Below are 14,185 nucleotides of genomic sequence, written 5' to 3' on the forward strand. Positions count from 1 at the left end.
GTGTTCTTGTCCCCGGTCGCCACGAGCATGTTTCCAGCGTCTCACATTTTCGGGTCGAGCCAGTCGCGCACCGCATCGCCCAGCATGTTGATGCCGAGCAAGGTGATCGAGATGCACAGGCCTGGCAGGATGATCAGATGCGGGGCCTGGCTGATATAGGGCCTGGCCGTCGACAGCATGTTGCCCCAGCTGGGAGCGGGAGGCGGCACACCGAGCCCAAGGAAGCTCAGCGCGCTTTCCGACAGGATGATCCAGCCGAACATGGTCGTGGCCAAGACGATGATCGGCGCCACGCAGTTGGGCAGCACATGCCGCGCCATGGTGATGATCTCGCTGTTGCCCATCACGCGCGACGCCTCGACATATTCGCGCTCGCGGATGGACATGACCGCTGCCCGCACCACGCGCACGACGATCGGCATGTAGGCAAGGCCGAGCGCGACGATGATCCCCTCTCGGCTGGCGCCGATCACCGCCATCAGGCCGAGCGCCAGCAGCAGGCCCGGAAAGGCGAGGAAGGCATCGTTGACCATCATGATGATGCGATCGACCCAGCCGCGCAGGAAGCCGGCCAGCACGCCGAACACCGTTCCGACGGCCAGTGCGAAGATGACGGTCGCGAAGGCGATCCAGGCGCTGGTCCGCGCGCCGCTGGCGAGACGGCTCAGCACATCGCGGCCGAATTCATCGGCACCAAGCAGATGCATGGCCGACGGTCCGGAAAGGCGTGCCGGCAGGTCGAGCTTGAGCGGGTCGTAAGGCGCGATCCACGGCCCGATCACCGCCAGGACGATCAGGGCGCCGGTGACGATAATGCCGAACACGGCATTGAACTTCATGCCGGGCCGGCGGAGCGCGCGGGCGATCATGCGGTGACTCTCGGATCGAGCAGCGGATAGACGAGGTCGACGATCAGGTTCACCACGACATAGATGAAGGCGACGAACAGCATCGTTCCCTGAACGATGGGGTAGTCGCGGGCATAGATGGCATCGACCAGAAGGCGGCCAAGGCCCGGAATGGTGAACACCGTCTCGATGACGGCAATGCCGGAAAGCAGGCTGCCGAGCACGAAGCCGATCAAGGTGAGGGTCGGCGCGAAAGCGTTCTTGAACGCATGACGCCAGATGACCGCACCTTCGGACAAGCCCTTGGCGCGGGCATGGGTGATGTATTCCAGCCGCGACACCTCGATGGTGCTCGCCCGCGCCATGCGCGCGATGGGGCCGGATTCGACCAGCACCAGGGTGACGACCGGCAGGATCACATACAGGGCCGCATGGCCGAAATCGCGGCTGAAGGGCACATAGCCGACGATCGGCAGCCAGCCGAGGTAAAGGCCGAAGATCATCATCAGCATCAGCCCGAGCCAGAAGCTCGGGATGGAAAGCAGGATGGTCGAGGTGGCGACGACGCTGATGTCGCTGAGACTGTCCTGTTTCCAGGCGGCGAGCATGCCGGCGGGCACCGCGATCACCGAGGCGACGAGTACAGCTAGAAGCACGATGACGGAGGAGACCGCGAAGCGGTCGAGGATCAGCGGCAGCACCTTCTGACCATTGGCGATCGACTGGCCGAAGTCGCCGGTCAGCACATTGCCGATCCAGATCAAATACTGCATCACCAGCGGCTGATCGAGGCCCATCTGCCGCCGCATCGCCTCGACCTGCCCGGGCTTTGCCAGGTCCCCCAGCATCAGCGCCGCGGGATCGCCCGGGATGAAGCGCATCATGACGAACACCGCCACCGACACCAGAATGAGCGTCGGGACAGCGCTGGCCAAACGGGTCAGGATGAAGCGGACCATCTTTTCTCCCGCACGATTGTTGAAGACTGCTCCATCGGCTGCTGCCCGGCCAGCCTTTCCAGCATCGCATCGTCCATCGTCAGTTCATAACGGGTGAAGTCGCGGTTTTCGGCCGGCAGCGGTGCGATTTCCATGACGCCGCTGGCCGGCTCGAAAACGATCATCGCCACCGTCGCCGAAAGGTTGCCGCCTTCCTTGCGGATTGCCGGGCGGCAGACGCTGAGAGGTGCCGCGAAATCGTCGAACAGCGCCTGCTTGAGGTCTTCGACGGTGATGTCGCCATGCCGCGCAGTGAGGTGCCGGCGCACGCGATAGTCGCGGTAGAGGCTGTCCGGCACGTCGTTGAGGCCGGTCTCGCGCAGCTTCGACAAGGCGACCGGGCTCTGCCAGTGATTGGCGTGCACGATCAGCTCCTTGTCGGGGTAGATCGGGAAGGCCTCGTCCGGCGCGCATTCGAGGTCGACCGCGAAACCCTCGGCGGTGCTCAGGATCATGTTGTTGGAGCCGGATTTCGGCGTCGTCGCCACCACCTTGATGGCATGGGCGAAATGCTGCGCCTCCAGTGCGCGGCGGCGGATGAAGGGCAGGGGGATGCCGATCTCGCGATAGTCACGATCGGATTCCAGATAGTTGGCGGTGATGCCGATGCCGGCCGAATTGAAGCCGCTGCGCGCCAGTCCGCCGGCCTCGGTGAAGGTGAGGAGATCCGGGCCGTCCTCGCGCCGCACAAGCAGGACGATCGAGGTCTCGGCACATTCGGCCCGCCAGTCCCAGTTCTGGCCATGGATCAAGCGGCCAGCCTTGGTCGCCGCCGGCAGGATCACGGCGCCCGTGCAGCCGTCCGGCTCGTCGTCGGAAATACCTTTTTCGCGCTTGGCCAGCTGCAGGATTTCGGTGCGGGCATTGACCAGCAGGATAGAGGACAGGCCGAGATTCGCGCCGGCGGCGATCCCGTCCATTTCTTCGACGAGATCGGGCGCCCATTGCCGCAGGCGCGGCAGGAATATGCCGCAGAAGCGTCCGACGTCATCCTCGCCGAAGCCAAACTTATCGAGCTGCGCGGCATACAAAGCCACCGAAGCGCCGATGCGTTCTCGCGCCTGTTCACCATAGGCCTTGCCGCGCTCGGTGGGTGCTCCGCTCACATCGACAAGCGGAAAGGGCGCGACTGCAATCATGGAAAGAGGCCTCGAATTTACAGATAAGATCGACCATAGTGCATTTTATGCAAATGAAAAGCAGAAATTTTCTGGAAATAGCCCTTTCGAACAGTCGTTCGGCCTATCTATAATGCGAACACCACGGAGAAGACGCATGAGCCAGGATACCATCGCGCCACCAATATCGGCGGGAGCGGCAAGTCCGCTGCAGATAGATCTGGCGCGCCGGATACTCGAACGCATCCGCGATTCCGGCTGGGCGGTCGGAACCCGTATTTCGGTGCCGGATCTTGCCCGTACGTTTGGAGTTTCGCGCTCTCCCATCAGTGCCGCACTCGAGCTTCTGGTGGCGCAAGGCATTCTGAGCGGGTTCGAGACGAGGGGGCTGCAGCTGGCGCGCGACGTCACCGAACTGGACCCGGAAACCATCCTGCCAAGTTCGCCGCTCGAGGATCTCTACCGCCGGATGATGAAGGATCGTTCGCTGGGCGAATTGCCCCAGGATGTCTCCGAAGCGGAATTGATGCCGCGCTACCAGGTGTCGCGCGGCGTGATCAGAAAGCTGCTGCTGCGCTTTGCCGCGGAGGGGCTGGTGCAGCGCCTGCCGGGGCATGGCTGGCGCTTCGCCGAGTCGCTGGTCGGCGATGACGCCTATCGGGAGAGCTACGAATTCCGCATCGCCGTCGAGTGTGCCGCGCTGCGCTCGCCGATGTTCCGCGCCGATCCGCAGCAACTGGCGCCGGTGCGGCGCGCGCATGAGCGAATCCTGTCGACCATCCTCGACGGCAAGACGCTGACCGGCGGCGATGAATGGTTCCGGGTCAATGCGTCGTTCCACGAAGGGCTTGCGGCCTGTTCCGGCAACCGGTTCCTGGCCGACGCCGTGCGCCAGCAGAACAATCTGCGCCGCTTGCAGGAATCGGCCGGGTTCGAGCAATTGCCGGGTGAACGGCTCGAGCAGTCCTGCCGCGAGCACCTCGCCATTCTCGACGCCGTCGAGGCTGGCGAGGTCGAGTGGGCCGAGGCGCTGCTTCGCCAGCATCTGCGCCAGGCGTCGGAATTCGCCTCACCGCCGCGCTCGCCGTGACGCCAGCATTGCCGGGTCTCGCGGCCTGGCACTCAGGCACGCGGCGTCTGCGCCACGCTGTGCAAAACCGTCATCACAAATCTTGACCTTGCGCGCACTTGCACCTCTGGCCGCTCTCTGGCTTTTTGGGGTACCCATCCGAACGGACTGATTCGCGTCACGCCGCTCGATTGCAATGTCCCCAAGGCAGTCTGCGGGTGGATCGTGAAGCGCGCGCAATTTGGCGAAGGAGAAACAGGCATGACCGAGTTCAAGAAGCCCGAAATCTCCGAGATGAGACCCAAGATCACCGTCATCGGCGTTGGTGGTGGTGGCGGCAATGCCGTCAACAACATGATCGCGGAGCAGCTTCAGGGCACCGAGTTCATCGCCGCCAACACCGACGCGCAGGCGCTGACCATGTCGAAGGCGACGCGGCTGATCCAGCTTGGCGCGCACGTCACCGAAGGATTGGGCGCCGGATCGCTTCCCGAGATCGGCCGCGCCGCGGCCGAGGAATCGCTCGACGAGATCATGGATCATCTGGCCGGCACGCATATGTGTTTCGTCACCGCCGGCATGGGCGGCGGCACGGGAACCGGTGCTGCTCCAATCATCGCCCAGGCGGCGCGCAAGGCCGGCATCCTGACGGTGGGCGTCGTCACCAAGCCTTTCGCCTTCGAGGGCAGGCGCCGAATGCAGATGGCCGAAGAGGGCATCGAGCGGCTGCGCGAGAGCGCCGACACGGTCATCGTCATCCCGAACCAGAACCTGTTCAGGATCGCCGATGCCAAGACCACCTTCGCCGATGCGTTCGTCATCGCCGACCGGGTGCTCTATGCCGGCGTCAGCTGCATCACCGATCTCATCGTCAAGGAAGGCCTGATCAATCTCGACTTCGCCGATGTCAAATCGGTGATGCGCGACATGGGCCGCGCCATGATGGGTACCGGCGAGGCGTCCGGCGAGGGCCGGGCGATGAAGGCGGCGGAAGCCGCGATCGCCAATCCGTTGCTCGACGAAGTGTCGATGAAGGGCGCCAAGGGCATGCTGGTTTCGATATCGGGCGGCAGGGACATGACCCTGTTCGAGGTCGACGAGGCCGCCACCCGCATCCGCGAAGAAGTCTACGAGGACGCCGACATCATCGTCGGCGCGATCTTCGACAAGGGCATGGAAGGCCGCTTCAGGGTCTCGGTGGTGGCGACGGGTCTCGACCGTGCGTTCGGAGCAGAGGAAGCCGATGCCGGCATCGCCCGCGACCACGCCGGCCAGCCGGCGCGGACGCTTCAATAGGATCTGCCCGATACTCGTTGGTCGGACTGCTTGCGGAGCCCTCGTAGCGCTGCCCAGAGGATTTGACGGGCGGGAGGCCTGTTGGCAGTCAAGGTTTCATCGCTCGTTTCGATAAACTACCATCAGCACTCCCCAATGACGAAGCGACGGGTGTTTTCGCCAATCGCCAGGGCACGCCCAAACTCCACCGCACCGATGGTTGGATCGCTTGTCCGTCCGCTTTGAATAGAAATTTAAAACGTTTGCAATTTTGCAAAAGACAATTACAAACGTTTCAAACTCGTTCGAGGGAGGAATGATGACGACCCGCGTCATCACGCTCAAGGAGCTTGCGGCTAGCCTTGACCTGTCGATCACGACGGTGTCGCGCGCGCTTGCCGGCCATGAACAGATCGCGCTGAAGACGCGCGAACGTGTCGCGCAAGCGGCGCGTCAGGCCGGCTACGTGCCCAACACCGCGGCGCGCACGCTTGTCTCCGGCCGCAGTGGCTTCGTCGGCCTGGTGTTGCCGATCCGCGGGCCGAACCTTGTCGATTCTTTCCTTGGCGAATTCGTCACCGGGCTAGGCGAAGGGCTGGTGTCGCACGGCGCCGACCTGATCCTGGCCACCGCGGCCTTTGGCCATTCGGAACTGTCGGTGCTGCGCCATGTCGTCGAATCCGGACGCGCCGATGGCGTCGTCGTCACGCGTATCGCCGAGGTAGACGAACGGCTCGCCTATCTGCGCGAGCGTGGCTTTCCCTTCGTTGCCCATGGCCGGCTGCTCGACAGCGAATTCGGCTACAACTGGCTCGACACCGACGGCGCGCATGCCTTCGGCGAGGCTTTCGATATGCTCTACGATCTCGGCCACCGCCATTTCGGCCTGGTGACGATCTCCGAGCCGATGACCTTCCGCCACTTGCGGCAGGATGGTCTCGCCGCCGCCATCGCCCGTTGCGGCGATCCGTCGGTGCGGCTTGATGTGGTGACGGCGCCCCGCTTCGATCACGAAGCCCGCATCCACGCCGTCAACCGAATGTTGCAGGGGCCTGACAGGCCGACGGCCATCGTCGCCCTGTTCGACGAACTGGCGCTGACCGTGATGGAGGAGGCCGCCCGCGCCGGCCTCAGCGTGCCGGGCGAACTCTCCGTCATCGGTTTCGACAACATTGCCGCGTCGGCCTACGCGCCGCCGGGCCTCACCACATTCGATGCCTCGATCCGCCAATGCGCGCGCGAGATCGCCGACATGCTGCTCACGGTGATCGCCGACAGGCCTGCCGCACCGCTGACGCGGCTGATCCGGCCGACGCTGGTTGCGCGCGCCAGCCATGGACCCGCACCGCAGACAAGAAGCTGACGCCGCCATGACGGCGCCTATCCAGGGAGGAAGATCATGATGAAAGCATTGAAGACACTGGCAGGTGCAGCACTTGCACTGTCGCTGGCCTCAGGTGGCGTGCAGGCCCAGCAGGTGCTGTTCTGGTCGACGCAGGCGCGCCCGGTCGAGGAAACCCAGAAGATGCGCGACGATGTGCTGAAAGGCTTTGACGGCCCCGTCGATTATCAGGTCGCCGAGGATGGTCCCTGGCTCACCCGCCTGCAGGCCGAATTGCAGGCCGGCTCCGGCACGATCGGCCTGCTGGGTGGCCTGCACGGCGATTTCTCCACTGTCGGCGCGAACCTTGTCGATCTGTCCGGCGTCGATGTCGGCGGCGTCAAGGTCAACGAGGCCTACAAGAAGCTCGGCATGCTCGGCTCCAGTGAGCAGAAATACCTGCCATGGATGCAGGCCACCTATTTGATGGCGGCCAACAAGCAGGCCTTGCAGTATCTGCCGGCGGGCGTCGATCTCAACACCATCACCTACGACCAGCTGATCGAATGGTCGAAGAACATCGCCGAGAAGACCGGCTCGCCGAAATTCGGCTTTCCTGCCGGTCCCAAGGGGCTCAAGCACCGCTTCTTCGAAGGTTTCCTCTATCCGTCCTACACCGGTTCGATGGTGACCAAGTTCCGTTCGCCGGAAGCCGAGACCGCCTGGAACAAGTTCAAGGAGTTGTGGCAGTACACCAATCCGAACTCGACCAACTACGCCTTCATGCAGGAGCCATTGCTGAGCGGTGAAGTCTGGGTGGCGTTCGACCATGTCGCGCGGCTTGCCGATGCCTTCAACAAGAAGCCGGACGAATTCGTTGCCTTCCCGGCGCCGGCCGGTCCTGCCGGTCGCGGCTTCATGCCTGTCGTGGCCGGGGTCGCCATTCCGAAGACCTCGCCTGACATCGACAAGGCCAAGGCGCTGGTCGCCTATATGCTGAAGCCGGAAACCCAGATCGCGACGCTCAAGGCAACCAATTTCTTCCCGGTCGTGGACGTCAAGCTGCCCGACGACATGCCGGCCTCGGTCAAGGCTTTCGGCCCGGCGATCGCCACCATGACCGGTGCGCCCGATGCACTGCCGGCGCTGTTGCCGATGGGGCTTGGCGATCTCGGCGGCAAGTTCAACCAGGTCTACACCGACAGTTTCGAGCGCATCGTGCTCGGCGGCGAGGACGTGCACGGCGTGCTCGCGGAACAAGCGACGGCGCTCAAGGCCATCATCGACCAGGCCAAGGCACCGTGCTGGGCGCCCGACAAGCCATCCGACGGCGCTTGCCCGGTAGAATAGTCAGACCGTGATCCCGAAAGTGGGAAACCGGTTTTCGGAAAAGATCATGGTCAAACAAAAGTAGGAATCCTCCCGAGGGGGCGCCCGGAGTTTGTTGCACTCCGGGCGCCCAAACCGCACCACTTGGCCGCACCACCTCAAAGGACACGCCATGCACGGCAAGGCTCTGCCCTATCTGCTTCTGATGCCGGCGACGCTGTTCCTGTGCATCTTCTTCCTCTATCCGTTCGCGCTGGTCGCCTTCGAAGCGGTCACCCGCGATGGCGCCTTCACCCTCGACAATTTCCGCACCATGGCCGGCAGCTGGAAATTCCCGTTCACCGTCCGCAACACGCTACTGCTGGCGGCCATCGTCGTGCCGATCCAACTGGTCATGGCGCTGCTGATGGCGAGCGTGGTGTCGCGGCTCGAGACCGGGCGCAGTGCCGCGCTCTACGTCTTTGCCATTCCGCTCGGCATTTCCGACCTCGCCGCCGGCCTGATCTGGCTCGCCATCTTCGACCAATCCGGCTTCCTCAACACGCTGCTTTCCAGCCTTGGCGTCATCGACAAGCCGGTCATGTTCCTCGGCTACCAGAGCAAGCTGACCATCTTCATTGCCGTGGCTCTGGCCGAGATCTGGCGGGCCACCGCGATCATGATGGTCATCCTCGTCGCCGGCATGGGCCTGATCCCCAAGGAATATTACGAGGCGGCGGAAGTGTTCGGGGCAAGCCCGTGGCAGCGCTTCCTGCGCATCACGCTGCCATTGCTGCGCCCCAGCCTGCAAACCGCGATCATCCTGCGCGTCATCCTCGCCTTCGAGGTCTTTGCCGTCGTCGCAGCGCTTGGCGGCACCAACCTGCCGGTGCTGATGGGCGAGACCTACAATTGGCAATTCACGCTGCAGGACCGCAATGTCGCCGCCGCTTCGGCGCTGCTCATCCTCGCCATCTCGATCGGCTTCACGCTGTTTTTCCTGCGTGTGCTGCGCGTGCCCAAGGAGGCGCGGATATGAGCGCAGTCACCGAAGCGCCGGCCGCAGCAGTCGCCGATGCGCGCAAGGCCGGCGACTGGCTGCTGATCGCCACCGCCATCCTGCTTTGCGTTTGGGTGCTGCTGCCGATCTACCTGTTGATCGTCAACGCGCTGTCGTCGCCGGGTGAGGTCACCGCCTTTCCCAAGCGCTTCTTTCCGTCCTTTGATTTTGGCAGCCTGTCCTTCTTCATCGAATTCGCCGGCGTCGCCAAGGCGTTGTGGAACTCGGTCCTGGTTGCCAGCCTGACGATGGTGCTCGCCATCGGCTTCGGCGCGCCGGCCGGCTACGCGCTGTCGCGCTTCGACTTTCCAGGCAAGGAGACCTTCCGCTTCCTGGTGCTGATGACGCGCGCCTTCCCGTTGCCGCTGCTGGCATTGCCGCTGGCGGTGATGTTCATCCGCACCGGTCTCGACGACACCGCGATCGGGCTGGCGCTGGTCCACACCACGCTGGCGCTGCCGTTCGCCGTGCTGATCACCTTCTCGCTGTTCTCCGGCATTCCCGTCGAACTCGAGGAGGCGGCCTGGACGCTCGGCTGCACACGATGGCAGGCGTTTCGCAAGGTCATCCTGCCGCTGGCGCTGCCCGGAATTGCCGCCTCGGCGGTGTTTGCCTTCACCATCTCCTGGAACGAGGTGTTTGCCGCCGCCGTGCTCACCATCGAGAACCGCACGCTGACCGCCTTCCTGCTGCAGAGCCTCGGTGAATCGCCGCTCTATCTCAAATTCGCCGGTGGCGCGGCATTGGTCGTGCCGGCGCTGATCTTCATCTTCGCCGTAAGAAAATACCTGTTCGCCATGTGGGGGATCGCCAACCGATGACGCAGGGCACGGAGACCGCTCATGGCTGAAATTGCGATCAAGGGGGTGGCAAAACGCTTCGGCGGCTTCACCGCCCTGCATCAGGTCGACCTCACCATATCAGACCAGGAATTCATGGTGCTGCTCGGCGCATCCGGCTGCGGCAAGACCACGCTGCTCAGGATCGTCGCCGGGCTGGAGACGCCAAGCCAGGGCGAGGTGTGGATCGGCGGCCGCCGCGTCGACCATCTGCCGCCGCGTGACCGCGGCATCGCCATGGTGTTCCAGAACTATGCCGTCTTTCCGCACCTGACCGTGTTCGAGAACATCGCCTTCGGCCTGCGCATGAAGAAATTGCCGCAGGCTGACGTCGAGCGCCGCGTCACCCGCACCGCCGAACTCATGCATATCGAGCAGCTTTTGAAGCGCTATTCGGGCCAGCTGTCCGGCGGCCAGCGCCAGCGTGTTGCCGTCGCCCGGGCGCTCGCCATGGAGCCAGACGTCATCCTGATGGACGAGCCGCTGTCGAACCTAGACGCGCTGCTGCGGCTGGAAATGCGCGCCGAGCTCAAGGGTGTGCTCGCCGCCTCGAAGACCACCACCATCTATGTCACCCACGATCAGGTCGAGGCGATGAGCCTCGCCGACCGCATCGCCGTCATGCATCAGGGGCGCATCGTCCAGGCGGCGTCGCCGGTCGAGGTCTACCGCAATCCGGCCGCGCGCTTCGTCGGCTCCTTCATCGGCAATCCGCCGATGAATTTTATCCCGGCGGCCAAGGCCGCGAATGGAGGCTGGACCGTTGCCGGGCTGACGCTGCCGGGCCCTAAATCAGAAAAGCAGAAGATCGAATTTGCCATCCGCCCCGAGGATGTCGATGCCGGCAGCGAAGGGCTACACGCCACCGTGCGCGTCATCGAGCCGCTGGGACCGCACACGCTGGTCACCTGCGATGTCGAGGGCGGCCTGTTCCGCGCCATCCTGGACTCGAACGCCGGCGTCCAGATCGGCGATCATCTGCGGCTGGCGCCCAAACCCGACCGCATCCGCTGGTTCGATCCCGAAACCACCAATGCCCTTTGATACCGAAAGCTTGCGAACATCCATGACTGCTTCTGCCACCAGTGACATCATCGCCCGCGCCGTCGAGGTGCTGAAAGAGAACGACCAGGGCGCCTACACCATCCCGACGAAAGGCCTTTATCCGTTCCAGTGGAACTGGGATTCCTGTCTCACCGCGCTCGGCCTCGCCCACTACGACGAGGCGCGCGCCTGGACCGAGATCGAGACGCTGTTCGCACACCAGTGGCCGGACGGCATGGTGCCGCACATCGTCTTTCATGTAGGGAATGACGGCTATTTTCCCGGGCCCGATGTTTGGCGCACCGGCAGGCCGACGGAGACCTCCGGCATCACCCAGCCGGCCGTCGCCGGCTTTGCCGTGCGCCGCCTGTTCGACCGCGCCAAGGACAAGAAGCTGGCTGCGGAGCGGGCTCGCGCGCTGCTGCCGAAGATCGACGCCTGGCACCGCTGGTTCTACGAAAACCGCGACCCCAGGGGCGAGGGGCTGGTCGCCATCATCCACCCCTGGGAGTCCGGCCGCGACAATTCCATCGACTGGGATGATGCCTTCGAGCGTGTGCCGACCGAGGGTGTCGAGCCCTACACACGCCGCGACATCCTGCACGCCGATCCGGCGCACCGTCCGACACAAGGCCAGTACGATCGCTACATCTGGCTGCTGCAGCATTTTCGCGGGCTTGGCTGGGACAACACCAAATTGCATGACGCCTCGCCGTTCCAGGTCGTCGATCCCGGCTTCAACGCCATCCTGATCCGCGCCTCCACTGACCTTGCCGATCTTGCTGAAGCGCTGGGCGAGAGGGAGATAGCCGAGGCCAATCGTGCTCGCGCCGCAAAAGGCCTGGCGGCGATGGAGCGGCTGTGGAGCGACGCGCACGGCCAGTATCTCTGCCTCGACCGCGTCACCGGCAAGCTGATCGACAGCGCCTCCGTCGGCGGCATCCTGCCGGCCTTCGCGGCCATCCCCGGGCTCGCGCCGCCGCACTGGCCGCCACCGTCGGGCGTCTTGCCGCCAAGGCGCGTTACGTCGTGCCGTCGCACGATCCCGACGATCCACGCTTCGACGCCAAGCGCTACTGGCGTGGCCCGGTCTGGCTGGTGGTCAACTACATGATATCAGACGGCCTCGCCGCCGCCGGCTACAACGAAGCGGCACGGCGCATCACGCAATCCAGCCTGGATCTGATCCGGGAAAGCGGCTTTGCCGAATATTACGACCCGCTCACCGGCGAGCCGCTCGGCGGCGGCCGCTTCACCTGGACGGCGGCGATGGTGATCGAATTTTTGCGCGGAACGTGAGAGCTGATCTCCCCCGCAAGGGGGGAGATTGGCAGGCTATCCGAACTTCGGGTCGAGACTGCCCGACTTGTAGCGCTTGGCCATTTCGGCGACCGGCAGGGGCTTGATCTTCTGCGCGTTGCCGGCGGTGCCGAACTGTTCGAAGCGCTCCTTGCAGAGCTTGCGCATCGCGGCCATGGCCGGCGTCAGGTACTTGCGCGGGTCGAACTCCGAGGGGTTCTCGGTCAGCACCTTGCGGATCGCGCCGGTCAGCGCCATGCGGTTGTCGGTGTCGATGTTGATCTTGCGCACGCCGTGCTTGATGCCGCGCTGGATTTCTTCGACCGGCACGCCCCAGGTCGGTTTCATCTGGCCGCCATATTTGTTGATGATCTCCTGCAGATCCTCCGGCACCGAGGACGAGCCGTGCATGACCAGATGCATGTTCGGCAGGCGGCGGTGGATTTCCTCGATGACGTTCATGGCCAGCACCGCGCCATCGGGCTTGCGCGAGAATTTGTAGGCGCCGTGGCTGGTGCCCATGGCAACCGCCAGCGCATCGACATGGGTATCCCTAGCGAATTCCACCGCCTGTTCCGGATCGGTCAGCAACTGGTCGTGGCTGATCGCACCCTCGACGCCATGGCCGTCTTCCTGCTCGCCGCCGCCGCTCTCCAGCGAACCGAGCACGCCGATCTCGCCTTCGACCGACACGCCGCCCCAATGCGCCATGTCGACGACGCGCTTGGTGATGCCGGAATTGTAGGCGTAGTCGGCCGGCGTCTTGCCGTCTTCCTTCAGCGACCCGTCCATCATCACAGAAGTGAAGCCGTACTGGATCGCGGTGACGCAGGTGGCTTCGTTGTTGCCATGGTCGAGATGCATGCAGACCGGAATGTCGGGATGAATTTCGACCAGCGCGTCGATCAGCTTGGCCAGCACCACGTCATTGGCGTAGGCGCGTGCGCCGCGGCTTGCCTGCAGGATGACCGGCGACTTGGTCTCCTCGGCGGCCTCCATGATGGCGAGGCCCTGTTCCATGTTGTTCATGTTGAAAGCGGGCACGCCGTAGCCGTATTCGGCGGCGTGGTCGAGCAATTGTCTCAGTGTTATGCGAGCCACCCAATAGTCTCCCGTATCTGGTTTCAAGCGCAACGTCGCGGGCCGGCCGGTTGCCGGTCGGCCCTTGATGCTTCTGGCCGGATTTCACCGGAACCGCAACCTTCAGAGGTCTTCTCGATCGCAATTCTTGTTGCAGGGCTGAAATCCGGCCTGTTTGACGACCTCAGGCCGCGACCAATTCCCGCGCCGCCAGGATCTGCACGCAGGCATTGGCCGCTTCCTTGCCCTTGACGGTGAAGTGCTCGAAGAAGAAGCGGTGGTGCTCGGCGCTGTCGTGGTAGTTGTGCGGGGTCAGCACCGCCGAAAGCACCGGCACGCCGGTCGACAGCTGCACGTTCATCATGCCGTCGATCACCGCGCTGGCGACGAACTCATGCCGGTAGATGCCGCCATTGACGACGAAGGCGGTGCCGAGGATCGCGCCATAGCGGCCGGTCCCGGCCAGGGTCTTGGCGTGCAGCGGGATTTCATAGGCGCCCGGCACGTCGAAGACGTCGACGGTGAAGCGCTCGCCTCCGATGTCAGCCAGCTCCGCTTCGAAGGCCTGCACGCACTGGTCGACGATGTCGGCGTGCCAGCGCGCGCGAATGACCGCGATGCGGGTCGTTTCATAGTCTTTATGGGAATGCTGATTCATGGGTCCATCCTTCCGTTTCGAACCAGAATCAGGACGCACGATACGGATTAGGCCCGCGAAAAGCGGGCCGGCTTCCGTTTCGTTCTCTTCCATCCGGACTGTAACCGTCGGCCCCGGAATCACACCGGATCTGCTGACCCCTCCGACCATCGGAGGGCGCTCGCGGGCTCAGGCCGAAACCTTTACCGCCGGTGGGGACTTTCACCCCGCCCTGAGAACATTAACGGTTTTGTATGGAAGGGCAGGGCGCTGCTGTCAACCGTGAGAA

Annotated in this window: 12 protein-coding genes, 1 pseudogene and 1 riboswitch; of the genes and pseudogenes, 8 read left to right on the forward strand and 5 right to left on the reverse strand. The window is 64.0% G+C overall.

Annotated elements, in window-relative coordinates:
* Positions 1–41 precede the first annotated feature (41 nt).
* From ACFOJ9_RS08595 to ACFOJ9_RS08605, 3 genes are read right to left on the reverse strand one after another with little or no spacing between them, the layout of a single operon-like run.
* A complete protein-coding gene (locus ACFOJ9_RS08595; protein WP_378978480.1) occupies positions 42–869 on the reverse strand; it encodes an ABC transporter permease in 828 nt (275 codons plus the stop codon).
* A complete protein-coding gene (locus tag ACFOJ9_RS08600) occupies positions 866–1,807 on the reverse strand; it encodes an ABC transporter permease (RefSeq protein WP_378978481.1) in 942 nt (313 codons plus the stop codon). Before ACFOJ9_RS08600 ends, ACFOJ9_RS08595 begins: the two co-directional genes overlap by 4 nt.
* The gene (locus ACFOJ9_RS08605) at positions 1,789–2,985 is read right to left on the reverse strand and encodes a C45 family autoproteolytic acyltransferase/hydolase (RefSeq protein WP_378978482.1); all 1,197 of its coding nucleotides are present in this window, start codon (positions 2,983–2,985) and stop codon (positions 1,789–1,791) included. Before ACFOJ9_RS08605 ends, ACFOJ9_RS08600 begins: the two co-directional genes overlap by 19 nt.
* Positions 2,986–3,121: 136 nt before the next feature.
* Here ACFOJ9_RS08605 and ACFOJ9_RS08610 point away from each other — a divergent pair, with 136 nt between their 5' ends.
* The 8 genes and pseudogenes from ACFOJ9_RS08610 to ACFOJ9_RS08645 all read left to right on the forward strand — a co-directional run bounded on the left by ACFOJ9_RS08610 (position 3,122) and on the right by ACFOJ9_RS08645 (position 12,179).
* The gene (locus ACFOJ9_RS08610) at positions 3,122–4,054 is read left to right on the forward strand and encodes a GntR family transcriptional regulator (protein ID WP_378978483.1); all 933 of its coding nucleotides are present in this window, start codon (positions 3,122–3,124) and stop codon (positions 4,052–4,054) included.
* A gap of 240 nt (positions 4,055–4,294) precedes the next feature.
* On the forward strand, positions 4,295–5,329 hold the full coding sequence (gene ftsZ, locus ACFOJ9_RS08615) for a cell division protein FtsZ (RefSeq protein WP_378978484.1): 1,035 nt from the start codon (positions 4,295–4,297) through the stop codon (positions 5,327–5,329).
* A gap of 298 nt (positions 5,330–5,627) precedes the next feature.
* Positions 5,628–6,671, forward strand: coding sequence for a LacI family DNA-binding transcriptional regulator (locus ACFOJ9_RS08620; protein ID WP_378978485.1), 1,044 nt, complete (start codon positions 5,628–5,630; stop codon positions 6,669–6,671).
* 36 nt (positions 6,672–6,707) lie between these two features.
* The gene (locus ACFOJ9_RS08625; protein ID WP_378978486.1) at positions 6,708–7,979 is read left to right on the forward strand and encodes an ABC transporter substrate-binding protein; all 1,272 of its coding nucleotides are present in this window, start codon (positions 6,708–6,710) and stop codon (positions 7,977–7,979) included.
* A 151-nt stretch (positions 7,980–8,130) separates the two neighbouring features.
* Complete coding sequence (locus ACFOJ9_RS08630) at positions 8,131–8,976, forward strand: carbohydrate ABC transporter permease (RefSeq protein WP_378978487.1); 846 nt, start codon at positions 8,131–8,133, stop codon at positions 8,974–8,976.
* Positions 8,973–9,818, forward strand: coding sequence for a carbohydrate ABC transporter permease (locus ACFOJ9_RS08635; protein WP_378978488.1), 846 nt, complete (start codon positions 8,973–8,975; stop codon positions 9,816–9,818). Before ACFOJ9_RS08630 ends, ACFOJ9_RS08635 begins: the two co-directional genes overlap by 4 nt.
* 21 nt (positions 9,819–9,839) lie before the next feature.
* Positions 9,840–10,880 (forward strand): ABC transporter ATP-binding protein, encoded by a 1,041-nt coding sequence (locus ACFOJ9_RS08640; RefSeq protein WP_378978489.1) that lies wholly within the window; start codon positions 9,840–9,842, stop codon positions 10,878–10,880.
* A 22-nt stretch (positions 10,881–10,902) separates the two neighbouring features.
* A pseudogene (locus tag ACFOJ9_RS08645) lies at positions 10,903–12,179 on the forward strand (amylo-alpha-1,6-glucosidase).
* A 36-nt stretch (positions 12,180–12,215) separates the two neighbouring features.
* Here the strand turns inward: ACFOJ9_RS08645 and fba are convergent.
* Both fba and ACFOJ9_RS08655 read right to left on the reverse strand, forming a co-directional pair.
* Positions 12,216–13,280: a class II fructose-bisphosphate aldolase gene (gene fba, locus ACFOJ9_RS08650; RefSeq protein WP_352631487.1), complete on the reverse strand. Its 1,065-nt coding sequence runs from the start codon at positions 13,278–13,280 to the stop codon at positions 12,216–12,218.
* A 163-nt stretch (positions 13,281–13,443) separates the two neighbouring features.
* Positions 13,444–13,917 (reverse strand): 6,7-dimethyl-8-ribityllumazine synthase, encoded by a 474-nt coding sequence (locus tag ACFOJ9_RS08655; RefSeq protein ID WP_378978490.1) that lies wholly within the window; start codon positions 13,915–13,917, stop codon positions 13,444–13,446.
* Positions 13,918–13,994: 77 nt separating this feature from the next.
* Positions 13,995–14,140, reverse strand: a riboswitch (FMN riboswitch).
* Positions 14,141–14,185: the final 45 nt, after the last annotated feature.

The sequence above is a fragment of the Mesorhizobium cantuariense genome, from assembly GCF_042647205.1.
Taxonomy (GTDB): Bacteria; Pseudomonadota; Alphaproteobacteria; order Rhizobiales; family Rhizobiaceae; genus Mesorhizobium; species Mesorhizobium cantuariense.